Raw genomic sequence first — 24,240 nt, forward strand, 5'->3', positions numbered from 1 at the left:
ATAGGAGTTCGATGATCGCTAATATAAATCTTTCATTTGAAGAAATGTGGGAGAAAATCATCGCGTGTGACCAAAAATACGATGGGCTATTTTATACGGCTGTGAAAACAACCAAAATTTATTGTCGGCCTTCCTGTAGTTCCAAAAAGCCGAAAAAAATAAATGTAGAATTCTACCATGATATCAACGATGTTGAAAATGCCGGTTTTCGCGCTTGTAAAAGATGTCAGCCAGAAGTTGAACATTCCCCTCATACAGAGCTGGTTAAAACGGTTATCGCCTTCTTAGTTACTCATTATAAACAAAGACTTGTATTACAGGATATTGCAAATCATGTCGGTGTAAGTTCCTATTATCTTGACCGCCTATTTAAACAGGAAACTTTAGAAACCCCACGAACCTATTTGGAAAAAATAAGGGTTGATAAAGCAGCATATCTTCTTAAAAATACAGATCGAACAAATCTTGAGGTTTGCTATGACGTTGGATTCCAAAGTCCTTCAAATTTCTATAAGGTATTTCGAAGGTTGAAAAATTGTTCGCCTAGTGAATATCGGAATTTAGATTGTTGAAACGGGGATTATATTCAACTGTTCTCGCTTTTTCATGTTCTATCAACTTCAGTGCTGATACAGGTTCTTTAGAGACTCCTTCTGTTGGTTTACTAGAGTGTATATCTTCTATGTTTTCTTCTGTGTTAGACTCACCAGGGTTCCTACTAAAAGAAAAGTGAATAGCCTCACTTTTTTATTAGCCTCCTCTTTAAACTCCCCTTAAACTTAAAAGGAAACAAAGGGGAGTTAAAAATGGTTTGTTTAATCTATTACATTTTTTAACAGTTGAATATTTATTGTAGCTCTTTATGGAAAAAAGCATGATTTAAACAGAAATCATGCTTTTTTTCGTTAAAGAGGATTTATCAGTATTATTTTTATAATTTTCTAAATTTAATTGAATTTTATGTATTTATTAATTATAATACAAAACATAACAAATAATCTTTTTCTTAAAAAGGAGGTGAATATATGAAATTTGCAGGGATGAATACTATCTTTCGACATTATCCTTTTCAAGATTTTTTGGATAGTATGGATCGTATTGGTATAAGGAACATTGAATTGTGGGCTGGCGAGCCACACATATATGTTTATCGGAACATACTTGGAAACATAAGAAATATTAGAAAAGAACTGAAATCCAGAAATATGAATATTGTTTGTTATACTCCTGAACAGTGCATTTATCCATACAATCTTGCAACATCAGATTCTCATTGGAGAAAAACAAGTATTCACTATTTTATTGAAAATTTATACGCTGCATTGGAGTTAGGGACAAACATGATGCTTGTTACTTCTGGGATTGGAGACTTTTCTGTTTCTAAAGAAGAATCTTGGAAGTTTTCATGTGATTCACTATCTCAATTATCCAAAGTGGCAGAAAAGGAGGGAATGATTCTTGCTTTAGAACCGTTAACCAAATTTGAATCAAATCTAGTTATCGACTCTCAAGGACTGAAAAAAATGATAGAGGACATCAAATCTCCCTCATTAAAAGGCATGATTGATACAGTAGCCATGAAATTAGCTGATGAAACACCTGAAGATTATTTTTCGATTTTACCAGAGTTATGTCATTTTCATCTGATAGATGGAGACGGTCAGTCAGATGCACATCTGGCTTTAGATGAGGGAGTTTTGAAGTGGAGAGAATACCTTACAAGTCTGCAAAACCATCAATACGAAGGAGCGTGCACCATAGAGATAATGGGATCTAGGTATTACCACAATCCTCAAGATACAATCATAAAATCATTTGAGAAAGTAAGGGAATTAGGAATCTTATAATCTGGATTTGGAGGAAACTTGTATGAGTAATGGCACACTCACACGAAAGCTGGGGTTTTGGGCTGCTCTAGCTATCGCTGTTGGAACTACTGTTGGATCAGGTATTTTTGTCTCTTCTGGTGATGTAGCGAGAGCTTCTGGAACCCCATCTATTTCTATTTTAGCATGGATTATAGGCGGGATCATTGCAATCCCTCAAGTAATGGTGTTAGCGGAGTTATCTACTGCTTATCCTCAAAATGGAAGCGGTTACGTGTACTTGAATAAGGCAGGGTGGAGACCTCTAGCTTTCCTGTACGGGTGGGCTACATTTTGGGCTTTAGATCCGCCATCTATTTCAATTATGGCTTTAGCGATTGTTTCTTACCTAGCCACCTTTTTTCCTTTTTTCCAAGGAGTTCCTGGGAAATTGTTAGGGATCGCGATCATATTAGTTATTACGTCTATTCACTATCGAAGTGTGAAAGAAGGGGGACTATTTCAAGTTATTATCACAGCCGTTAAAATCATTCCTTTTGTAATTGTCATTGTTTTAGGATTCATGTACATGAACACCGATCATTTTACTTATACCCCTTCAAGTGGAGAAACGAAAACGAGCTTAATCGGTGGCGTTTCTGCAACGACTTGGGCATACACAGGAATGGCGGCTATTTGTTTTATGGCTGGAGAATTCAAAAATCCGGGAAAAACCCTCCCTCGGGCATTAATTAGTTCGGTATTCATTGTATTGGCTTTATATACACTTCTTGCTGTCTGTATTACAGGCTTGATGCCTTTTGATAAATTAATGAACTCAAATGCAGCTGTTTCCGAAGCAGTAAAGTATATCCCAGGACTATCTGATATTGCCTCATCATTTGTGGCTATTACAGCTATTATAGTGATCTTGGGGTCGTTGAGTTCCTGCATAATGTTTCAACCTCGTCTGGAATATGCAATGGCAAAGGATGGTCTATTCTTTAAACGCTTTGCAAAGGTTCATCCAAAATATGAAACTCCAAGTTTCTCAATCATCGTTCAGGTTACTTATGCCTGTATTCTTGTGTTCTTTAGTAACTTAACAGCGTTACTTGGGTATTTCACACTCATTCAACTGGTCATCAATATTATGGATTTTGCGGCTGTCTACAAATGCCGTAAAAGGGATGATTATACCCCCATTTACCGCATGCCGATGTGGAGAATAACAACAATATTGGCTATCCTTGGAGCATCCTGGCTTGCTTGGGGGACATTTACTTGGGCTCCATTGGAAGGATTGATTGCAGCATTTATTGTTATTGCAACGGGGCTGCCAGTCTACTTCTACTGGGAGAAAAGATATGGATCAAAGAATAAAAATGACGGTAATATAGTGGCTTAGGTTGAAACCAACACTATAAATAGAGATTCTCTAAAAATTAACATTTCTAATTTATATTAATAGAAAAAATAAATTGAACAATATGTATTGTTTTAGTATAATACAAGGCATAACAAATGTTGATTGTTAGTTATAAAAGTTGTATTTACGGAGATAAGGAGGAAAAATTTCATGTTAAAATTTGATGAGGAATTATTTCTTAAGCTTGTAGAAAAAGAGGGTCTTACTTTTAGGGGGAAAATTGAAAGCATTGTTGATGAGATCTCTAATAAAGGATACAGCAATATCTTCCTAATTGGTGCGGGGGGAACGATAGCTATGATGTACCCTTATGAATATATTTTAAAATCCAACTCGACAATTAATGTCCATGCAGAAATTGCATCGGAATTCATGGTTATGAACCATCAACATTTTAGCAAAGATTCCGTTTGTATCTTCTCATCAGTATCAGGGACAACCGAAGAAACGGTTGCTGCTGCAAAGTTTTGTAAAGAAAAAGGAGCTGCTACGATCGCATTAGTAGCTGAGCCGAATACTCCGTTAACCCAAGCTGTAGATTACTGTATAACGACTGGATCAGAAAAGCACTCATTTGATACCTTCTTCATGCTTCTTTACATGTTTATTTTCCGATTTATGTATAACAACGATGAATTTCCTCAATATGAACAATTCACGAAGGAGGTTTCCTTCCTTCCACAAGCTATTCTCAATGCTGTTAAATCCTTTGATCAAAAAGCAGAGGAATTTGCTATCAATCATAAGGACACAGAATACCATATGATGGTTGGATCGGGTAATTTATGGGGGAACACCTATTCATACGCAATGTGTATCTTAGAGGAAATGCAATGGATTCATGCTAAGTCTATCCATGCTGCTGAATTTTTCCATGGCACACTTGAACTTGTTGTTGAAGATACAAGTGTCATTTTATTAAAAGGTGAAGATGAAACAAGGCCATTGGTAGACCGGGTAGAGAGATTTGTTAAAAAAATCACGAAAAATCTAACAATCATTGATACAAAAGATTTCGAACTAGAGGGGATAAGTGAAGAGTTCAGGAAACATTTTGCTGTTAGTATTAACTGGGCAGTCTTAAGCAGAATAAGCGTTTATCTTGAGCGTGAAAGAAATCATCCATTAGACCTTAGAAGGTATTACCGAAAAGTGGAATATTAAAGAGTAATGATTGAGGCTGTCTTAAAAGAGAAAAAAACCACTTCAAATGTCCATAGGGTGTTTTTAGATTTTCTACATTGATTTATGCTCATGACTTATAGACAGCCTCTTTTCTTTTAGTGAAAATTTTTCTAAATGATAGAAAGTGAGGTCTGAAAGATTGAAAATTGTTACAGTAGGGGACAACTGCATGGACGTTTACCTGGCAGATGGGAAAGGCTATCCTGGAGGCAACCCTGTGAATGTTGCTGTATATTTAAGGGACCTTCATGTTGAATCCGCTTATATTGGTTGGGTCGGATCTGATAAATATGGTGATGAAATGATTAGGGCCATTCAAAATAGAGGTGTTAATACCACACATATTTCTCAGAAAGAAGGAAAAACAGCTATTACATATGTTGAAATGATAGGTAATGATCGTAGTTTTAAAGAATATGATGAAGGAGTCATGGTTGATTTTTCTTTATCAACGGAAGAACTCCATTTTATTCAAACCCACCAACTCATACATGCCGGGATTTGGGGTCATGTTGAAAAGTATTTACCCATACTCAAAGAGAAAGGATTGCTCACCTCTTTTGATTTCTCAGATCAATTAGATAGCCATTTGGTGAAAACGTTACCGCCCCATGTTGACTTTTCATTCTTTTCTTATACCAAGGATGATCAGTTTATACGGGATTTTTTAAAGGAAGTCAAACATCAAGGCTCTAAAGTTGCGCTGGCAACGTTAGGTGAAAATGGTTCCCTTGCTTACAATGGAGAACATTTTTATAAATGTGGTGTGGGTAAAGGAGCTGTCGTTGATACCATGGGAGCCGGAGATTCTTTCATTTCAGGTTTCGTTTATGGCATCTTAAAGGGCTTTTCCATTCAAGAGTGTTTACAATTGGGGACAGAAACAGCTGCAAAAACAATAAGATATTACGGGGCATGGTGACTGGTGATTTCAATCAATGTATAATTGACTTATATAATCTAATTGAATGATAAAGGATGAATGATATGAATTTAAATCCTTCGACCCCCCAGCCTCTATATATGCAGATTCGGCAAATGTTGAAGAATGATATCCAGGAAGGGAAATACAAGCCAGATCAACAAATCCCTACTGAAGCAGAGCTTTGTGAAACGTATAAAGTAAGTCGAATTACTATAAGGAAAGCAATTGAAGAACTAGTGGAAGACGGCACGCTGACTCGTATTCCACGTAGAGGAACTTTTGTTGCGTCTAATAAATTTCATAATGAGTTGTTATCGGTAAGCGGATTTTCAGAGTTTAGTCACCAATTGGGTATGATCCCCAATTCACGTATTTTAAGAAGTGAAGTCATCCCGGTACCTAAAGATGTTGCCGAACGCCTCCATGTTGAAGAAGGAAGTCCCGTTCTAGAACTTGAACGATTAATGTATGTAAATGAAAGGCCATTATTTTACGATATTGCTCATTATTCGTTAATTCGCTTCCCTAATTTAGAAAAGAAAATTGCAAGGGATGAATCTACATATAAAATTCTCTTAGAAGATTATAATACAGAAATAGTCAGTAACGATAAAATTATTGATGTTATTAGTGCTACAAAAGAATATGCAAAGTTTCTAGAATGTGATATTGGATCTAACCTCTTTAAAATTTTAAAAATTGCATTTGATTCAAACGATGAACCGGTGCACCTCTCTACCTTTATGTGTGAAACAAACAAAGTAAATTTAACTGTCCATCGGGCAAAATAGATCATACCAAATGCATAAGTATGATCTATTTTTATACTGCAACATACTGAGAAAGCAAATTTTATGTTTTTCTTCACAAAGTTATCCCTTCTACTTTTTAACATATTAGCTTTAGCTAGTTTAAAAAGTAGAAGGACTGGCAACAAAAAAACTTTTAGGGAGGATATTTAAAAGGATGAGAAGAATAACTAACTGGGTTGAAATTAATCTTTCCATGTAGACAATATACAAGTCAGTAGACGTTTTTAACTTCAGTTATCCCTAAAACGTTATATGACCCTTTGACGATAGCGCTTTACCAAACAACGAAAGGGAATCTTATGAGAGAATCGAATAATATTAAATTTATTGAGTTGGATAGCAATGATTTAACCACTACCCTTTTAAAAACCTTCAATCGTTATCAGGAAACCAATCAGGTACTGTTTAAAGCTAACGATCAATATCGTTTTAAAGCTGACCACTTTGTAGACCAATGGGAGGATGAAAAAAAAGCTCTTGTCATCCAGTCATTACAGAATTGTGTGAAATCTGGAGGGGGTGTAATCGGTGCTTTTCTTGAAGGCCGTTTAGTTGGCTTTGCAAGTGTGGAGGGTGAATTGTTCGGTAGCGATAATGAATACCTAGAACTCTCTTATATTCATGTGTCGAATGAAATCAGAAACAGTGGTCTAGGTAAGGAATTATTCGGGCTTTGCTGTTCGAAGGCAAAACAACTTGGTGCTAAAAAGCTGTATATAGCTGCACATCCCTCTGAAGAAACACAACATTTCTATTCAGCCGTGGGTTGTACATTTGCAATGGAGATTAACCAAGAGATCTATGTAAAAGAGCCTTTAGATATACAATTAGAATTTACTTTATAACTATTATAAAGTGGAAGGCCTCCCAAATAGGAGGCCTTTTCAACTGAAGGCAGAGTTACCATCGTATCACCCGTTTTATCGCTTTTTCTGTTACTGTCCTCGATACATATGAATAAGGCTTCGATTTTGTCCCCTTGCGAATACATCAATACGGTTTGGTCCCCAAGACACTGCCGCTGGTTCAGAGTTTAGAGAGCCTCCAAGGTTTCGCCAATCTGACCATCGAGAGCCGTTCCATGTTTTTAGATAAAGTTCATTATTTCTTCCTCTTACAAATACCTGTAGTCGGTTTGGACGTGTGGAAGACACTGCAGGTGCTGATGTCAGGACTCCTCCAAGGCTTTCCCAATTACTCCAATTAGAGCCATTCCACCATTTGTGAATTAAATCTCGGTTTTGTCCTCTTGCAAACACATCAATACGGTTCGGCCCCCAAGACACAGCTGCTGGTGCCGATGTTAATTGGCCGCCGAGGTCTTCCCAATCTTCCCAGCGAGAACCATTCCATGTTTTCTTATAAAGTCTTTGATTTCTTCCTCTAACAAAAACATCTAATTGGTTTGAACGTCGAGAAGAGGCAGCAGGGCTACTCGTTAACGTCCCTCCAAGGTTTTCCCAATCACTCCAGCGGCTTCCGTTCCACCATTTATGGTAGAGACTATCATCGGTCCCTCTGACAAATACATCGATACGATTTGGTCCCCAAGAAACGGCTGCAGGTGATGATGTTAATGTTCCACCAAGACTTTCCCAATTGCTCCATCTCTGTCCATTCCACCAAATATGGTAAAGACTTTGGTCGGTTCCTCTTGCAAACACATCAAGTCGATTGGGCTGCCAAGAGGAGACTGATGGTCCAGATGTGAGGATTCCTCCGAGGTCTTCCCAATCTGACCATCCTTGGCCAGGCTGACCTCCTCCATTTCCATTCCCGATAGCATTTAACGTAATTTGGATAACTCTTACTAAAACTCGATCTACAACGTTTTGTGAAATATTATATTGTCTAAAAAGGAGATTAAGCCAAGGAATTCGATTTTGGAATTGATTGTAGATTTTGTTAGCCGATTGATTGGTATTTGCTTCATTCAGTGTAAAGCTCACAACAAGAGAAAAAATATAATCAACGAGATTACGGTTCATTCCGCCTTGCTCAAATTGATTATATAAATTATTATGCTGGGAACGAAGCGTCTGCATGACCTCCTGAACACTTGGTTGTTGACGGTAAAACATATTTGGTTGAACATAAGGGTTTATTGGGATAAATCGTGGCATTCGATATCGATATCTAAACATTTACATACCTCCTCTATTGTATAAAGTCAGCATATGCACATATGGGTGGATGGGGGAATGAATCATGAATTAATCTCCAACTTTTCTATTAAGAGATGAAACTCAGCCTACATGTTGACAAAAAACTACAGTCTATGTTATTAAAATAGTGGGTTAGCACTCAAATAGATAGAGTGCTAATGGTAGACAAAGTATATATTGAAAGGGGAAAATTCAATGATCAAGCAAGAGTTTAAAGCAGAATCTAAACGATTGTTAGAAATGATGATCAACTCTATTTATTCTCAAAAAGAGATCTTTTTAAGAGAGGTTATCTCCAATTCAAGTGACGCGATTGATAAAATCTATTACAAAGCGTTAACGGACGATTCTTTAAGATTCGATAAAGATAGCTACTACATAAAAGTAGAGCCTGATAAGGAAAATAGAACGTTGAAAATTATCGATACCGGGATTGGCATGACAAAGGAAGAGCTTGAACATAATCTTGGAACGATTGCCAAAAGTGGCTCATTAGCTTTCAAAAAAGAAAATGATTCAAAGGATGGCCATGATATTATTGGTCAATTTGGTGTAGGTTTTTATTCAGCGTTCATGGTAGCTGACACTGTAACGGTGAGCAGTAAAGCGCTAGGCAGTGACGAGGCCTACAAATGGGAATCTAATGGAACGGATGGATACACAATGGAACCATCTGAAAAGGATTCAGTCGGAACAGAAATTACTCTTATAATGAAAGAGAATACGGAAGACGAGAACTTTGATGAATTTTTAGAAGAATATCGATTAAAGGCGATTATTAAAAAGTACTCTGACTTTATCCGCTACCCAATTAAAATGGATGTGACTAGCAGAAGACCTATCGAGGGTAGTGATAATGAGTTCGAAGAGTATCAAGAAGAACAAGTGTTAAACAGTATGGTCCCAATTTGGAGAAAGAATAAGAATGAGCTTACTCCAGAAGATTATGAGAATTTTTATAATGAAAAGCATTACGGTTTTGACAAGCCGATTAAACATATTCATATCAGTGTCGATGGGACCGTAAGATATAATGCCATTCTATTTATACCAGAGAAAATTCCTTTTGACTACTATTCAAAGGAGTTTGAAAAAGGTTTAGAGCTTTATTCCAGCGGTGTATTAATTATGGACAAATGCCCAGACCTCCTACCAGACTACTTTAGCTTTGTTAAAGGAATGGTTGACTCCGAGGATTTATCTTTAAATATTTCTCGAGAGATTTTACAACAAGATAAACAATTGAAGTTTATCGCTAAGAATATTAAGAACAAAATTAAGCGAGAATTGGAAAGCTTATTAAAAGGTGATCGCGATAAGTATGAAGAGTTTTATCAATCGTTTGGTCGACAATTGAAATTTGGCGTCTATAATGATTTTGGACAGGATAAAGATGTTTTGAAGGACTTATTAATGTTCTACTCTTCAAAAGAGAAAAAGCTTGTAACATTAGATGAATATGTATCGAGAATGTCAGAAGATCAAAAGTATATTTATTATGCAACAGGTGAAACGAATGATCGAATTGAAAAGCTTCCGCAAACAGAGCTAGTGTCAGAAAAAGGCTTTGAAATTTTATACTTCACAGATGACATTGATGAGTTTGCCATTAAAATGCTTATGAATTACCAGGAAAAAGAGTTCAAATCAGTATCCAGCAGTGATCTAGGGATTGACGAGGATAGCGAGAGTAATACCGATACACAGCAACAGGAAAACAAAGAGCTCTTTGACTATATGAAAGATGTATTGTCCGACAAGGTTAAGGAAGTCAAACTCTCAAAACGATTAAAGACTCACCCAGTGTGTTTATCTACTGATGGTGAAGTCTCAATTGAAATGGAAAAAGTTCTAAATGCTATGCCAAATAATCAAAACGTAAAAGCGGACAAGGTACTAGAAATTAATCCAAACCATGAGGTCTTCCAAACATTAAAAGCGTCTTTCGAAAATGATAAAGAGAAACTTAGTCTATATACCAACCTACTTTACAATCAAGCCCTTCTCATTGAAGGATTACCAATTCAGGACCCAGTAGAGTTTACAAATGATATTTGTAAAGTGATGGTGTGATCTAAGAAGCATGGGGATTTCCCCGTGCTTTTTATTTTAGGAATAAAGGGCACAGAATGAGTCGAAATTAGTCGGTTGGTCAAGAAGATAGGGATTTTGGACAAATTACTTCACGTTTCTCCTCATTTACAAATCTTTACGTTATCTTTAACTACTAGTTACCCTATCTTAAAATCTATCAATTATGTTATTAACAGATTGATTGATTTTAATGAAAGGGGAAGTTTATATGATAAAAGGTCTTTTTAGAAATGTTTTCATGTCTGCAGCACTAGTTGGAATCGGGGGAGGAGTAGTGGGTCAAGCAGAGGCCGCTGAACCTATTCATCCTTCACTTAATCCGAATAAAATTTTAAATGTCGCTCATCGTGGTGCATCTGGTCATGCTCCAGAACATACTCTATTAGCCTATGAGCTAGGTGAACAGATGAAAGGCGATTACATAGAAGTAGATTTGCAAATGACGAAAGATGGCGAACTTATTGCTATGCATGATGAAAAGCTAGACCGAACAACAAACGGAACTGGGCTTGTGAAAGATCATACCTTAGCAGAAATTAAGCAGCTAGATGCGGGTTCATGGTTTAATGAGAAATATCCTGACTATGCAAATGAAGAGTATGTTGGTCTTCAAGTGCCTACCCTTGAAGAAGTGATTCAAAAGTTCGGGAAAGATGCCCGCTACTATATTGAAACAAAATCTCCTCATGTTTATCCTGGAATGGAACAAAAGCTATTAGAAATTCTAGAGGAGTATAAATTAACAGGTCCTAATGCATCTTCTAGTAAAGTAATCATTCAATCTTTCAGCTCTGAAAGCTTGAAAATGGTTCATGCCTTAAACCCAACTGTCCCTCTTGTACAATTAATCTCATATAAAGGGTCAGCATCCATCACAGACGAACAGTTAGTGGAATATAAAACATATAGTATTGGACTAGGAATGAGCTATAAAACTATTGATGAAGCCTACGTCCAAAAAGTCCGTGAACACGGATTACTGATTCATCCCTATACAGTGAATGAAAAAGAAGATATGCGTAGACTTTTGGACTGGGGGGTAACAGGAATGTTTACAAACTTCCCAGATCGCTTACAAGAGGTCATGAAGGAGAAAAATAAAAGATTACGTGACTAATCAGTAGTTTGAAAATCATGAGGAAAAGGATAGCAGATGCAGCTATCCTTTTTTGCTTTATAAAGAATAATAAAATACTAATATGCTGATAACGATGAAATGACCCGTTTTAATTCAGCGATAGTATCCTTCTTCGGAAGTTTAGGCCAAGCCAGGAATAAGGGTTATGCTTATTGATCCTAGCTTGTCTTATGCAAGTTACTTATTTTGTTCTTGGAAATGAGGGAGTTTGTCAATATAGATATGCGATAAATGTCGAATTCAGTCGATTGATCAATATATTTGGATTATGGACAAATTAATGGTCATTTTGGACAAATAAAGTACGATAACGGACAAATTATCACTGATGATGGACAAATAATTAAGTCAATCCTTGCTTCAGGATCATCAAATGATTAAATTGAATGATTTTGAAACGAAACTCTGGTGATAAGCACTAAAAAAGATGATCCAAATTGCTCTAACGGTAATGAAAATTCGAAAAAGCGAAAATGACGACCCTTTAAGAAGAAAGCCTGATATCATGCTTTATATTCTTTAATTCAATCTAAAAAGACAGCTATAGCATCACACATGAATCCTGCTAGATACTCACTTCTGACACCAAGCAATACAGGAACCATGCTGTTGTTTTAAAAGGAAACAAAGTTTGCTAAAACAGCTTAAAAAAAGACAGATTTCCGCTCCATAAATTATTTTGGTTTAATTTTACTGATATACGAGATCCTCCACTTATAGGACTTTGCTAGGAATGAAAGTTATCCACCTTCATAATATGATATACTATTCTGAAAAAGGGGGATTTAGGATGGAAGAGAAAATAATCAAAGCCATTCAAGATGATTATCCAGATGATTTTTCCTGGTGTTATGGGTGCGGGAGATTGAATAAAGAGGGTCATCAATTTCGAACAGGCTGGCAAGGGGAGAAAACCGTTACGATTTATACCCCAGAACCAAAGCATACGGCAATCCCAGGCTTTGTTTACGGTGGACTAATGGCATCGCTTATCGATTGTCATGGGACCGGTTCAGCAGCTTTAGCGTTGCATCGAAAAAATGGACATGAAGCAGGTGATGGATCCGAGCCTCCTCGATTTGTTACGGCGTCATTAAAGGTTGATTTTTTAAATCCAACCCCACAAGATGTTCCATTAAAAGCGATCGGTACCTTACAAGAAATTCATCCGAAAAAATGGAAGGTGGAGACAGAGGTATTTTCTCATGACACACTTTGTGCCCGTGGAGAAGTCGTTGCTGTCGTGATGCCTGATACCTTTATGAAAAAGGCTTAAGTTCTAAATAAATCTTCTTTTCTTTAAGGGATTGCTTGATCTTAATTAGGGTATGGATGAAAGTATGAACTTAACTAAGGAGAGGATACTTTGCCTGTATATACTAAACGTGCCTATGAGGAAATCTCAGAAGATGATGGTGTCCGTGTGCTCGTTGATAGAATGTGGCCAAGAGGAATTTCAAAACATGAATTAAAGATTGACTACTGGATGAAGCAAGTAGCACCCTCTGCTTCATTACGTAAATGGTTTGACCATGATCCAGATAAGTTTCATGAATTTAAAGATAAATATAAAAGCGAACTAAAAAATGATGAAGATAAAAAGGAACAATTAGAAGAACTAAAAAGAATTGTTAAAAAGAATGAGAAGAAGGTAACATTAATCTATGGTGCAAAGGATAAAAAAAATAATCAAGCGACAGTTTTAAAAGAAATCTTGGACCGACAACATGTATAGTAGGGGTATAAGTTCATTAATTGGAAGAATCCTATAAAAAACGCTTGGATCCAAGCGTTTTTTATTCGTTCAATTTCATTTACCAATAAGTTCAACTACCACATTGGCTCCTCAATATTACTCAACTTATACAAATAAGGCATGTAAACTAATACTAAAGCATATAAAATAAATTCTAAAGTTAAGACATAGCCAAAAGGTACACCAGATGATACTAACGGTATCCATATTAAAAAAGGGAGAAATGCAAATAGGCTTAATTGGTTTCTTGATTTTTTTGATAAATATTGGTGTGCATTGCAGGAGGAGCAAAGTAATTTATTTTTAAATGTAAACATTTTTATGAAAGTTTCTCTCCAGCTCCATTTAAAGCCGCAATTCTGACAGACCGGCATATTAAACAGCCTCCCTATAAATATCTCCACCAATATTTTAACATAAAATGACATTAACACTTGAAATTCCTTATTGAATATTGAAAAAAAGTGGCAACCATTATTAGCATAAAAGCCTATAGGTCAGCCACTTTTACATGGTTTGTATATTCCTACCCTTCATTTATGGCCACTCTTTGTGATTCTTTCATGGCTTCTCTTTTTTCATCTTCTTCAGCAGGTTTAACTCGTTTAATAAAGAATGCAAGCAATAAGGCAAGTACAGATAAGCCGGTTGCTACTACAAATGCGTCATTTATTCCTTGAATGGTCGCTTCTTTTATTATATAACCCATTTCCTGTTTAGCATCAGGCGTAACACCTTCTGCAGCCGCCAGTTCTGTTACATGTTTTTCGGTTTGGTTGGACATAACAGTTACAAGAAATGCCGTCCCAAGTGCACCAGATACTTGTTTGAATGTGTTGGACATGGCGGTTCCATGTGCATTTAAACGTTGTGGAAGCTGATTTAAACCTGCTGTCATAATCGGCATCATCAGCATGGACATTCCGAACATCCGTGCCGTATAGATGATGATTAAAAATGTATAAGTAGTATGGTCTGTAAGCTCACTAAATTCCCATGTTGTAAAGGTTGTAATCGCTAAACCAATAACAGAGAGCCATCTTGCCCCAATTTTATCAAAAATCCAGCCTGTAATCGGAGACATAATGCCCATTAAAATCGCTCCCGGTAACAATAATAGTCCTGATTCCAGCGGAGTAAATCCTCTGATATTTTGCAAGTAAATAGGCACTAATATCATTCCGGCAAACATGGCCATTGTGATAATAACATTAATGATGGTTGTTAATGTAAACATGTTATATTTAAACACTCTAAATTCCAGCATTGGATTTTTAACCGTCATTTGCCGTCTTATAAATAAGATCAGGGTAATGACTCCGATGATTAGGGTTGTAATGACCTCGGTGCTTGTCCAACCTAAACTTCCCGCACTACTAAATCCATATAATAGACCTCCAAACCCTAAAGTAGAAAGGATAATTCCTGTGAGATCAATTTTAGGAAATGTTTGATTGGTAACATTCTTCAAAAGTACTGCAGCAATAAAGAAATCGATGATGGCAATTGGTAAAACAATATAAAATAACACTCGCCATGAATAGTTTTGTACAATCCAACCTGAAAGTGTCGGCCCGATAGCAGGGGCAAAGGTCATTGCTAATCCAATAAGTCCCATCGCTTGTCCACGTTTTGCGATTGGAAAAATCGTTAATATAACAATCATTAATAATGGCATGATAATACCAGCCCCTGCAGCTTGTACCACTCTTCCTAATAATAATATTGAAAAGTCAGGGGCGATCGCGCAAATCAAAGTACCAGCTGCGAATAATCCCATTGATGTTAAAAAGAGTTGTCTAGTCGTAAAGCGTTCAATTAAAAAGGCTGTTACGGGGATTAAAACCCCATTGACTAGCATATAACCAGTTGTCAGCCATTGTGCTGTATTAGCGGAAATCTCTAAGTCGTTCATCATTTCTGGTAAGGCTACATTCATTAGTGTCTGATTTAAAATCGCAACAAATGCACCTAATAGCATAACGGTAAGAATCGCACCCTTTTTTATTGATTGGGCCGATGTATTAGCTTCATTCGTCATTTTTTACTTCCGCTCCTTTTGTTTTCATCTTCTCAATTAATAAATGGTGGAGTTGTAATAGCTGTTCTAAATCTTTATCTGGTATGTCTAGTATTTTTGACATTTGCTCTATAAATATGTTGTCACATTCTTTTTGCTTCTCGGCGCCTTTTTCTGTGAGGCGAATCAATAATGATCTCCTATCCTTTTCGGAACGTTCGCGAAATAGGTAACCTGCTTTAACGAGACGATCCACAATACCACTCATCGTACTACATCCGACTTGAAGACGTTCTGCTAATTCTCCTAAACTGATATCCGGCTCTTCTTTCAAGGTACGAAGGACAAGTAATTGTTTAACCGTAATTCCAAGCTGAGCAATCTCGTTATTTAATACAGAATAAAATCCACGATTGATTTCGTGGAATGAATGCATAACCTTTTTTATTTTAGTCTGACCATTCATATATCTTGCTCCTCTATTATTCATTAACGAAATATTACGCATACGAAATATTAACAATGTTAAATTATACTCTCGTTTATATAAATGTCAACCAATAAGAAAAAGCCTTCCCACAAGAAGTTAAAAGATTATGTATATAGAAATGGTCTTTAGATTCTATACAAAACTAAAAAAGCCCATTCCAGCAAAGTGCTGGAATGGGCTTTTGGTCAACCTAATTGAGTTCTAATTGGAAATATTCATGAAATCTTATTCAAATCTATTTAAATATTACTTTATACCCTTCATATAAGTCTGAATTTTTGGCGCTAGCATGAAGAGGATAATACTTAGAACGATCGATGCTCCACCAATGATTCCAAAATAAAGCATTTCTGTTTCGGGTGAATAGAATTTAACAATCTGCGCGTTAATAGCTTGAGCAGCAGCATTAGATAAGAACCATAGACTCATCGTCTGTGCAGAGAAGGCAGATGGTGCTAATTTTGTTGTAGCCGATAGCCCTACAGGTGATAAGCATAGTTCTCCGAGTACGACAATGAAATAACTAAGAACAAGCCATAATGGGTTTACTAATGAATCATCTCCACCAAAGTATGCTGGTAATAGAATGACAATAAATGATAATCCGGCAAACAATAGACCTAAAGAGAATTTTTTAGGAATTGTTGGCTGACGGTTTCCTAATTTTACCCATAACCAAGCAAATACTGGTGCTAAAATGATAATAAATAGCGGGTTCAATGATTGGAACCAAGCAGGTGAGATATGAATACCTGCAAACTCTAATTGTGTACGTTTATCAGCATAATTGGCAAGAATAGTCGAACCTTGTTCTTGGATTGCCCAGAACATAACAGAAGCAATAAAAAGCGGAATATAGGCAATAATTCGTGATTGCTCCACTTCTGTAGTTTTAGGACTGCGATACATGACAACGAAGTAGACGATTGGAATTCCGATTCCGAGTATTCCGATAAGCGCTATAAAACTGTCAACTGTAAGAAGTCCAGTTGGAATGGCGATTGCAATTAAGATAGCTAGAATAATTGCACATAATCCAATAATGGTGAAGACTTTTTTCTTTTCCTCTTGTGATAATGGATTTGCTACATAGGTACCAGCAAGTCCAAGGCTATTTTTCTTTGTAAAAATAAAGACTAATAATCCAAAGAACATCCCAATTGCAGCTATACTGAAGCCTAAGTGGAAGTTTATTTTCATTCCCACTGCTCCAACGATTAGGGGAGCTAAAAATCCTCCAAGGTTAATTCCCATATAGAATATACTAAAACCAGCATCACGACGATTGTCTTCTTCACTGTAGATATCTCCAACAACACTTGATACATTTGGCTTAAGCAAACCTGTACCAATGACAATCAGAACCATGGAGACAAAGAACATGGATAAGCTCCCAGGAATCGCTAGAGCAATATGTCCAAGCATAATAAATATTCCACCGTAAAAAATAGCTCTCGAGGTACCGAATATTCTATCGGCAAGCCACCCGCCAATTATACCGGACATATATACTAATGAACCGTAGACAGACATTATGGCAAGAGCTGTTGTTTCATCAAGCCCTAATCCACCTTTTGAAACCTCATAATACATATAGAAAACAAGGATAGCTCTCATTCCATAATAAGAGAAGCGCTCCCAAAACTCTGTGAAGAAAAGAGTAAATAATCCCTTAGGATGTCCAAAAAATCCTGTTTGTGGAACACTATCCACAATTTTCTGTTTATTCAAACCTGACATTATGAATCCTCCTTTATTCTTCTACTATAATATTTAAATATTTTTATATTGTCAAAAAAATTTTTGGGTATTTAGATTTAAGGCATTAAATTTCTGATTACTCATCAAAGAATGAAAAATATGCTTTTTTAGAATAATAAGTCGATTTAGTATTATATTCCCCCGTTTCAGAATAACGGATAGTAAAATCCTCTCGTTTGTATAGTAAAATTTACAAATGTTAACTAATATAGGTGCACTTGTTACCTCCAGATAATTTACCTAAAGAAATAAATCCCTCAAAATATTAGTATATATTACCATTGAAAGCCTTTTCTTTTTTCTTTACCCACAGGTATTAAATTAACTCTAATATCACCTTTTTACTAGGATAAAAGAGAGGTTTACCGTTAGACCCAGTGCAGGGTTTTTGGATATCAGAGGTCCTTACGATGGAACTACTTTAGTATTCTGTCTCTGTCTGAGGTGTATCTACTTTTATAAGCTAAGACTGTTTTGAAACCGTATTGTGGAATCTAATGACAGCACATACATACTTCTTCGCCTTTGGAATCGTACTACTTGCGATATTAATTACGTACTTTATTTTAAGAGATTTAAATCAAGGGAAGAAATTAGGGGATATTTTTACTTACCTTATTTTTTGTATCCATAGGAGAGGTGTTAAAAGCATTTTTAGATACAAGTTCTATGCAATTTTTCATCCAAATTCTATTTATCGTTTTAATGATTGGTCTAGTTATTCCTCTCATTTTTATAATGCTTCTTCACCTTAGATCTGACATAAAAAATCCAAAGTAATACAAATTTTGTTGGATATTACAAAATAAGGAATATTTTATTAATAATATTCCTCCTAGTTTTTTAGGAGCGATATATAGGTTTCATATTATCTATAAAATTGTTTTTTGATAGATTAGAAGATAGCTAATAAAAAGGAAGGAGAGATGGAGTGAAGACTTTCCCAAAAGATATATCTTTTTTATATGATTGGCGAACATACCAGCAACGAGTTCTTTCTTCACTTGAAGAACACCTTCAAAATCGCCATTTTCATTTAATAGCACCGCCTGGTTCAGGGAAAACCGTATTAGGGCTCGAGGTTATGCTTCGACTAAATGAGCCAACGATCATTCTTGCTCCGACTTTAGCAATCAAAAATCAATGGCTTGAACGGTTTGTTGAATTATTTCTAAAACAAAATAAAGCTCCTGATTGGGTATCCATGGACTTGAAAAATCCAAAATTTCTTACGATCACCACCTATCAATCGCTTCACTCTATCGTTTCTAAAGGTGCAGATAAAGAAGAATCTAAAGATGAAATATTGATTGAAGACGAAATAAATGAACGAGAGAAAATAACTTCTTATTCTCAAACGGTCCTCGAGTCTATTGAACAAATTGGGTTTAAGACTTTAATTTTTGACGAAGCCCATCATCTAAGGTCTTCATGGTGGAAAAGTGCTATGCAGTTTCGGAGTCAACTTTCACAGCCGAATTTAGTGGCTTTAACCGCAACGCCACCGTACGATGTTTCTCTATCTGAATGGAATCGCTATATTGAATTGTGTGGACCTATTGATATTGAAATTAGTGTGCCAGAACTAGTTAAAGAACAAGACCTTTGCCCACATCAGGATTATCTATACTTTTCTGCCCCATCTTTTGATGAAAGGGAGACGATTCAATCCTTTCGAGATGATGTCTCTCAAACAAGGGAAAAGCTACTAGCAAATTCTGTGTTTGTAAACATGTTAAAAGAACACCCATGGATGATTAAACCAGATGATCATATTGAGTCGATCTTAGCCGCCCCATCCTACTTTTCAAGTTTACTGATCTTTCTTAATGAAGCTGATGAGATTAAATGGAAAGATTATAAACATATTCTTGGAACTAAGAAAACGATCCCGAAACTTGAATTAGATTGGCTTGAAACATTATTAACTGGGTGTATTTATCAGGATCCGTATACTCAGGGTTTTGAAGAAGTCATAAAGGAAATCAAGAAATGGTTAAGTCGTATAGGTGCCATTGATCGCAAGAAGGTTTATCTACGGTCAACGAAAAAGATTGATCGGATGTTGTTAACGAGTGTATCCAAGCTTCGAAGTATAAATGAGATTGTTCAGTTTGAGGCAAGTACTCTTAAAGATGATTTACGGTTGGTTATTTTAACTGATTATATTCGATTAGCAGATCTGCCTCGAAATGCCGATGATGAGAAAAAACTAACAAGATTAGGGGTCATCCCTATATTTGAATCCTTACGTAGAAATATGATGACGGGGGTTAAATTAGGAGTGTTATGCGGATCGGTCGTTATCCTTCCGAGAAGTGCTATTCCTGCATTGAATGAGATTATTTCCTGTGAAATAAAAGAGAATTTACGCATTACGCCACTTCAACATGATGATCACTATGTTTCTTTACAAATGAATGGGAGTCAAAGCCAGCAGGTTGTAAGAATCATGACAGAATTGTTCACTGCAGGAGAAATTCACGTCTTGACCGGTACAACGTCTCTACTTGGAGAAGGGTGGGATGCTCCAAGTATTAATTCAATCATTCTTGCTTCATATGTTGGAACCTTCATGCTTTCAAATCAAATGAGGGGAAGAGCGATAAGGGTTCAGCGTGGAAATGATCACAAAAGCTCTACTATTTGGCATCTAGTATGTATAGACCCTTCTCAAAAAGAAACAGGGTATGATATCGATACCTTATCAAGACGATTTAAAGCATTTGTAGGGGTTTCTCATACTGGAGATTATATTGAGAATGGAATGGATCGATTAAATCTAGAGCTGGCTCCTTTAGGTGCAACTAAGCTCCAAAATTTAAATCAGCAGATGTTTGATCATGCAAGAAGAAGATCGGAGCTTAGTACTCATTGGAGGCAAGCAACTGATAAGAGTGGTAATCATAAAATGGTGGAAGAGCTTAAGACAGCTCCAGAGTCTTTACCGAGAAGCACCCTTATTACCAATACGATTAAAGCTCTTATTATGCAAGGCTTGATGTTCGGATTATTCATATTTGCTCAGTTATTAGAAGAAATCGCTTATTTAGAACTTGAATCATTCATTTCTTTTCTTTATATAGTCTTGTTCGTATTGGCTATTTCAGTAATATTTATGTTGCCTAAAACGATTAAAGGAATTTGGTTATGGATAAAACATGGAAGATTAGAAACGAGCGCTAAGCAACTGGGTGAAACGGTGATTGAAACCCTTCATCATTTAGATTTAATCAAAACGGATTTAGATGAAATAGAGATGAAAGTAACACAAGAATTTAATGGTTTTATTAACTTCTGGTTGAATGGGGGAACTAGGTATGAACAAACCCTGATTCTAGAGGCTATACAAGAAATACAGGAACCCATCGATAATCCTAGATACTTCATTAAAAGGAAATCAAAATGGGGTCCTTTTCTTCGATATGATTATCATGTAGTTCCTCAAGTCATTGCGAGGAATAAAAAAGGAGCAGAATTCTTTCTTCAGCAATGGAAGAAAAGGGTAGGCAAAGCAGAACTTATCTTCGCAAGAACACTTGAAGGCAGGCAGGAATTATTAAAGGCTCGAATGAAATCACTTTCTGCTGCTTTTGTGAGGAAAACAGAGCGTGTTTCTGCATGGAAGTAGTCGATTCTAATTACGGTTGTTCCATTTTTTGTAAAAAATACGATACTAGCAGGATTGTAATCTCATTTTTTCTGACTGGCTGTTTTCGTAAACATTGTTGTTATTTGAAAAAGATCTAGTTGGTTTCATCTCCAAGGATGTTCGCTTTCCGCAGGGCGGGCGGTGAGCATCCTGACTTATTGTTTTGGGCAGCTTTCTTTATTCTTCTTGCCCTTTTTTTCTTGCTAATTTCTCTCTGTCCATCGTTCCCGGTGGTTGTTCAAGCCAATGATGTTTAATCATAATATCTGCACCAGATTTGGCATATTGAGCAATTTCTAGCGATAACCTTTCATAATTAATAACTAAATCATTCCTTTGACTGGCTGCTGCAGCAGTTGCATAATTCCCTGTCCCTGCAGCACTGATTAAAGACATATGAAACATCATTAATTTATCTGAGAAGGTTCGGGTTGTCGAATTACTCACACTAAGATCAGGTAATCGAGGGGTAGGAATATCGTTATCAAGCATAATAGAAGAAAAGATTTTTATATGTTTGTTCGCAATTTCTTGACCACGTAACATAAAATCCTGTATCTCTTTTGATTGGGAGGTTTGAGCAAAGCTAATCCCAAGTTTAACCCCAACAGCATTTGTTTGTACGTTCATATATAAATGCGAAATTTCGATTGCGTTTAATGGCCGTTTGTTACTAAATGGATTTAAGCCGCTCATATATCTTTTACTGTTAACATAGTCCGCTTCCTTTGGAACTTCAATATAAGGATGTCTGGACAGTACTCCTTTTGAGCTCGCAACATCTGAAGATCGATTATAGAGGGAGGTTGTTTCTATTAACCCTTGAGTATAATAGTCTCGGATGTCCTTCCTTGAACTCATTGAAACAAATCCACCGTATGCTAACATCCCCACTTTTGCCATATGATTCACATACGTTAAACAAAATATATCAGAGAAAAGCCACGGGGCATCCATATTGACATCCTGATTGGAAAATCCATTAGGGATTGCGAATTGCTCTTCATCAAAGATGATAAGCAATTTGTCTAAATGCCCAGTTGCAATATCAAAAGCATATTGAATAATTGGCTTAATCTCTTCATCTTCAATATGTTTTAACATATATCCTAAAATACATTTAGACATACTATCATTCATATACGATGTCCAGAGACTCCCAATTTCAGCAGATGTAAGATAGATTTTTTCATTACTCATCAACTTAACCTCCTTAGAAATAAGTCAGGATAGATTTATTCTTTACTAAAAGGACGCTTAGTATGACAAAGTTTTGGGAAAACTGTTGTTTTCAGACAGCATTTTTTTTATGAATCTTTATTATTTTTATTGTTCATCCCATTTGAGGAGTATTTTCAGATAACATTTTCTTGTTATTCTTTTTAAGTGATTTTCATCAAACTTTATTCTATTTTCATCTTCTCCAAGCTAACTTTCCCTTCCGAATTTTGTAAACCTATACTGAATTTAATAAGAGATAATAGAAATTGTGACTGGTAATACCTGTTAAATAGATGTTGTATACGTAAACTGTTTACAAGTTTACAATTATGTATACAAGTAAACAAAATTGTATTCGTTTGTATACAGAAATGTATACATGTGTACAGATCGGTACACATGTTGTTATATAGCTTTGTATTCGCTTTTGTGTACAACGTTACAATTTGTATACAAATATAGTGGCAGATTACAATTGTGTAATAGATACATAAGTAGGATTGACCCAAGAGTAGATATTGGTTACTCTTTCAATAAGAGTTTAAAATTTTCTAATAAATTCTTATTCGAGAATGAAAGGATGATTTCTTTGACTAACACACGCATTGCAGCAATTGATGTAGGAAACGACTCTCTTAAAGGGATTTTTGGAAAGATGGATTCAGAAGTTAATATTCCAAATGTAATTGCTAGAGATATTGAAGACAGACCTATTATTGGGATTGAAGAATTAGATAATCAAGATCCACTTGACGGTATACATATTCGCGTGCACTCCCCTACTCTTAACGATAATAATGCGATTTATCGTGTAGGGAACTTAGCAACAAAGAGCAATAACTCTACAGAACTAGATCCAGGCAGCAGTAAATCAGAAGAAGATCAAACACTTATCATGCTATTTGCATCTCTAGCAATTGATGCTGCAAGAGGTGGAAATGATCAATTTAAACGTTCTAATAATGTAATTGAAGCTAATTACACCTTAGGAACAGGACTTCCACTTCGTGAAGTGAAGGAAGGAAAAGACGTAGGGTACCGTTCAAAGCTACTAGGTTCTGTTCACCAAGTGGAGTTCTTAGTTACTCCACGTTACCAAGGAATTAAAGTAAATATTAAATTCGATGAAGTAAAAGTGTATCCAGAAGGATTCGCTGCCTTTATTAATCTAGTAATGGATAATAACTTGAATATTATTAATAAGGACCTCATTGACAAACGAATCTTAATTCAAGATATTGGCGGGCTTTCTACTGATATCGCGGTAATTAAAGATCGTAAAGTGGATGATGATAAAGCGCAAGGGTTTAATATAGGAGTCTCTGAATCTCTTGAAATGATTAGAGAAGAGATTCGCTCTAGACACGGAATTGAATTGGATACTCGTCGTGATGTAGTTGAGATTATTACGAAGAAAAACGATCGAAATCATATAATGGTAAAAGGAAGTCGTACAAGCGTACATGATATTGTTGATCGAATTTTAGTAGAGCTTGCAAAGAAACAATATCGCCATCTAAGAAATATGTGGCAAAAGAACTCTCAAACAGAGATTTGTTACTTCATCGGTGGAGGCTCAAATGTTTTAAAAGAGTATATCAAGACGCTTAATAATAATCTTGATGGCTATAATATTGATTTCTTTGAGGATGAAAAAGAAAGCATCTGGATGATGGCCAACGCTTATTATAAGTTAATTGCAGATTTTTCAAGAAAAAATCAAAAAGGAAATTTAAAGGAAAAACAGAAAGAAGAACAAAAATTGGCCAAAACCAAATAGGGTGATT

The 24,240-nt window shown here is 36.0% G+C and carries 19 protein-coding genes; 13 read left to right on the forward strand and 6 right to left on the reverse strand.

Going from position 1 to position 24,240, the window contains the following annotated elements:
• Positions 1 to 11 precede the first annotated feature (11 nt).
• From JOC86_RS08070 to JOC86_RS08100, 7 genes are all read left to right on the forward strand, one after another.
• Positions 12 to 572, forward strand: coding sequence for a bifunctional transcriptional activator/DNA repair enzyme AdaA (locus tag JOC86_RS08070; protein WP_205170397.1), 561 nt, complete (start codon positions 12 to 14; stop codon positions 570 to 572).
• A 453-nt stretch (positions 573 to 1,025) separates the two neighbouring features.
• Positions 1,026 to 1,847: a TIM barrel protein gene (locus tag JOC86_RS08075; RefSeq protein WP_205170400.1), complete on the forward strand. Its 822-nt coding sequence runs from the start codon at positions 1,026 to 1,028 to the stop codon at positions 1,845 to 1,847.
• Between the two features lie 22 nt (positions 1,848 to 1,869).
• Positions 1,870 to 3,213, forward strand: coding sequence for an amino acid permease (locus JOC86_RS08080; RefSeq protein ID WP_205170403.1), 1,344 nt, complete (start codon positions 1,870 to 1,872; stop codon positions 3,211 to 3,213).
• Positions 3,214 to 3,384: 171 nt separating this feature from the next.
• Positions 3,385 to 4,398: an SIS domain-containing protein gene (locus JOC86_RS08085; RefSeq protein ID WP_205170405.1), complete on the forward strand. Its 1,014-nt coding sequence runs from the start codon at positions 3,385 to 3,387 to the stop codon at positions 4,396 to 4,398.
• A 160-nt stretch (positions 4,399 to 4,558) separates the two neighbouring features.
• Positions 4,559 to 5,341 carry a fructoselysine 6-kinase gene (gene frlD / locus JOC86_RS08090; protein ID WP_205170408.1) on the forward strand — a complete coding sequence of 261 codons (783 nt, stop codon included), beginning with the start codon at positions 4,559 to 4,561 and terminating at the stop codon, positions 5,339 to 5,341.
• A 65-nt stretch (positions 5,342 to 5,406) separates the two neighbouring features.
• Entirely contained in the window at positions 5,407 to 6,135 is a 729-nt protein-coding gene (locus JOC86_RS08095; RefSeq protein WP_205170411.1) for a GntR family transcriptional regulator, read from the forward strand.
• Positions 6,136 to 6,455: 320 nt separating this feature from the next.
• A complete protein-coding gene (locus JOC86_RS08100; RefSeq protein ID WP_205170414.1) occupies positions 6,456 to 7,001 on the forward strand; it encodes a GNAT family N-acetyltransferase in 546 nt (181 codons plus the stop codon).
• Positions 7,002 to 7,091: 90 nt separating this feature from the next.
• Here the strand turns inward: JOC86_RS08100 and JOC86_RS08105 are convergent, their stop codons facing one another.
• Positions 7,092 to 8,300: a PLL family lectin gene (locus tag JOC86_RS08105; protein ID WP_205170417.1), complete on the reverse strand. Its 1,209-nt coding sequence runs from the start codon at positions 8,298 to 8,300 to the stop codon at positions 7,092 to 7,094.
• Positions 8,301 to 8,516: 216 nt separating this feature from the next.
• Here JOC86_RS08105 and htpG point away from each other — a divergent pair, with 216 nt between their 5' ends.
• The 4 genes from htpG (at position 8,517) to JOC86_RS08125 (ending at position 13,288) form a co-directional block, all read left to right on the forward strand.
• Positions 8,517 to 10,394 (forward strand): molecular chaperone HtpG, encoded by a 1,878-nt coding sequence (gene htpG / locus JOC86_RS08110; RefSeq protein WP_205170421.1) that lies wholly within the window; start codon positions 8,517 to 8,519, stop codon positions 10,392 to 10,394.
• A gap of 232 nt (positions 10,395 to 10,626) precedes the next feature.
• Positions 10,627 to 11,532: a glycerophosphodiester phosphodiesterase gene (locus tag JOC86_RS08115; RefSeq protein WP_338021750.1), complete on the forward strand. Its 906-nt coding sequence runs from the start codon at positions 10,627 to 10,629 to the stop codon at positions 11,530 to 11,532.
• A gap of 811 nt (positions 11,533 to 12,343) precedes the next feature.
• Positions 12,344 to 12,829: a PaaI family thioesterase gene (locus JOC86_RS08120; RefSeq protein ID WP_205170427.1), complete on the forward strand. Its 486-nt coding sequence runs from the start codon at positions 12,344 to 12,346 to the stop codon at positions 12,827 to 12,829.
• 90 nt (positions 12,830 to 12,919) lie between these two features.
• The gene (locus JOC86_RS08125; RefSeq protein ID WP_205170430.1) at positions 12,920 to 13,288 is read left to right on the forward strand and encodes a DUF488 domain-containing protein; all 369 of its coding nucleotides are present in this window, start codon (positions 12,920 to 12,922) and stop codon (positions 13,286 to 13,288) included.
• Positions 13,289 to 13,383: 95 nt separating this feature from the next.
• Here JOC86_RS08125 and JOC86_RS25300 read toward each other — a convergent pair whose 3' ends face one another.
• The 4 genes from JOC86_RS25300 to JOC86_RS08145 form a co-directional block, all read right to left on the reverse strand.
• Positions 13,384 to 13,737, reverse strand: coding sequence for a TIGR04104 family putative zinc finger protein (locus tag JOC86_RS25300; RefSeq protein ID WP_419096037.1), 354 nt, complete (start codon positions 13,735 to 13,737; stop codon positions 13,384 to 13,386).
• A 98-nt stretch (positions 13,738 to 13,835) separates the two neighbouring features.
• Entirely contained in the window at positions 13,836 to 15,350 is a 1,515-nt protein-coding gene (locus JOC86_RS08135) for a DHA2 family efflux MFS transporter permease subunit (RefSeq protein WP_205170436.1), read from the reverse strand.
• Positions 15,340 to 15,795 carry a MarR family winged helix-turn-helix transcriptional regulator gene (locus JOC86_RS08140; RefSeq protein ID WP_205170438.1) on the reverse strand — a complete coding sequence of 152 codons (456 nt, stop codon included), beginning with the start codon at positions 15,793 to 15,795 and terminating at the stop codon, positions 15,340 to 15,342. The genes JOC86_RS08135 and JOC86_RS08140 overlap by 11 nt, the downstream gene beginning before the upstream one ends.
• Positions 15,796 to 16,065: 270 nt before the next feature.
• Positions 16,066 to 17,559 carry a peptide MFS transporter gene (locus JOC86_RS08145; RefSeq protein ID WP_205170440.1) on the reverse strand — a complete coding sequence of 498 codons (1,494 nt, stop codon included), beginning with the start codon at positions 17,557 to 17,559 and terminating at the stop codon, positions 16,066 to 16,068.
• 952 nt (positions 17,560 to 18,511) lie between these two features.
• Here JOC86_RS08145 and JOC86_RS08150 point away from each other — a divergent pair.
• Positions 18,512 to 21,211 (forward strand): DEAD/DEAH box helicase family protein, encoded by a 2,700-nt coding sequence (locus JOC86_RS08150; RefSeq protein WP_205170442.1) that lies wholly within the window; start codon positions 18,512 to 18,514, stop codon positions 21,209 to 21,211.
• Positions 21,212 to 21,409: 198 nt separating this feature from the next.
• Here JOC86_RS08150 and JOC86_RS08155 read toward each other — a convergent pair whose 3' ends face one another.
• The gene (locus JOC86_RS08155) at positions 21,410 to 22,432 is read right to left on the reverse strand and encodes a DUF3231 family protein (RefSeq protein ID WP_205170444.1); all 1,023 of its coding nucleotides are present in this window, start codon (positions 22,430 to 22,432) and stop codon (positions 21,410 to 21,412) included.
• A 610-nt stretch (positions 22,433 to 23,042) separates the two neighbouring features.
• On the opposite strand from JOC86_RS08155, the gene JOC86_RS08160 reads away from it, so the two are divergent.
• Complete coding sequence (locus JOC86_RS08160) at positions 23,043 to 24,233, forward strand: ParM/StbA family protein (RefSeq protein ID WP_205170446.1); 1,191 nt, start codon at positions 23,043 to 23,045, stop codon at positions 24,231 to 24,233.
• The last annotated feature ends 7 nt before the right edge of the window (positions 24,234 to 24,240 follow it).

This window comes from Rossellomorea pakistanensis, from assembly GCF_016908495.1.
Lineage (GTDB): Bacteria > Bacillota > Bacilli > Bacillales > Bacillaceae_B > Rossellomorea > Rossellomorea pakistanensis.

Bases quoted from the DNA above. Each gene is read 5' to 3' on its own strand.
- JOC86_RS08070 (WP_205170397.1), top strand. From the start codon at position 12: ATGATCGCTAATATAAATCTTTCATTTGAAGAAATGTGGGAGAAAATC.
- JOC86_RS08100 (WP_205170414.1), top strand. From the start codon at position 6,456: ATGAGAGAATCGAATAATATTAAATTTATTGAGTTGGATAGCAATGAT.
- JOC86_RS08135 (WP_205170436.1), bottom strand. From the start codon at position 15,350: ATGACGAATGAAGCTAATACATCGGCCCAATCAATAAAAAAGGGTGCG.
- JOC86_RS08085 (WP_205170405.1), top strand. From the start codon at position 3,385: ATGTTAAAATTTGATGAGGAATTATTTCTTAAGCTTGTAGAAAAAGAG.
- JOC86_RS25300 (WP_419096037.1), bottom strand. From the start codon at position 13,737: ATGTCATTTTATGTTAAAATATTGGTGGAGATATTTATAGGGAGGCTG.
- JOC86_RS08080 (WP_205170403.1), top strand. From the start codon at position 1,870: ATGAGTAATGGCACACTCACACGAAAGCTGGGGTTTTGGGCTGCTCTA.
- JOC86_RS08140 (WP_205170438.1), bottom strand. From the start codon at position 15,795: ATGAATGGTCAGACTAAAATAAAAAAGGTTATGCATTCATTCCACGAA.
- JOC86_RS08145 (WP_205170440.1), bottom strand. From the start codon at position 17,559: ATGTCAGGTTTGAATAAACAGAAAATTGTGGATAGTGTTCCACAAACA.
- JOC86_RS08105 (WP_205170417.1), bottom strand. From the start codon at position 8,300: ATGTTTAGATATCGATATCGAATGCCACGATTTATCCCAATAAACCCT.
- JOC86_RS08095 (WP_205170411.1), top strand. From the start codon at position 5,407: ATGAATTTAAATCCTTCGACCCCCCAGCCTCTATATATGCAGATTCGG.
- JOC86_RS08120 (WP_205170427.1), top strand. From the start codon at position 12,344: ATGGAAGAGAAAATAATCAAAGCCATTCAAGATGATTATCCAGATGAT.
- JOC86_RS08155 (WP_205170444.1), bottom strand. From the start codon at position 22,432: ATGAGTAATGAAAAAATCTATCTTACATCTGCTGAAATTGGGAGTCTC.
- htpG (WP_205170421.1), top strand. From the start codon at position 8,517: ATGATCAAGCAAGAGTTTAAAGCAGAATCTAAACGATTGTTAGAAATG.
- JOC86_RS08075 (WP_205170400.1), top strand. From the start codon at position 1,026: ATGAAATTTGCAGGGATGAATACTATCTTTCGACATTATCCTTTTCAA.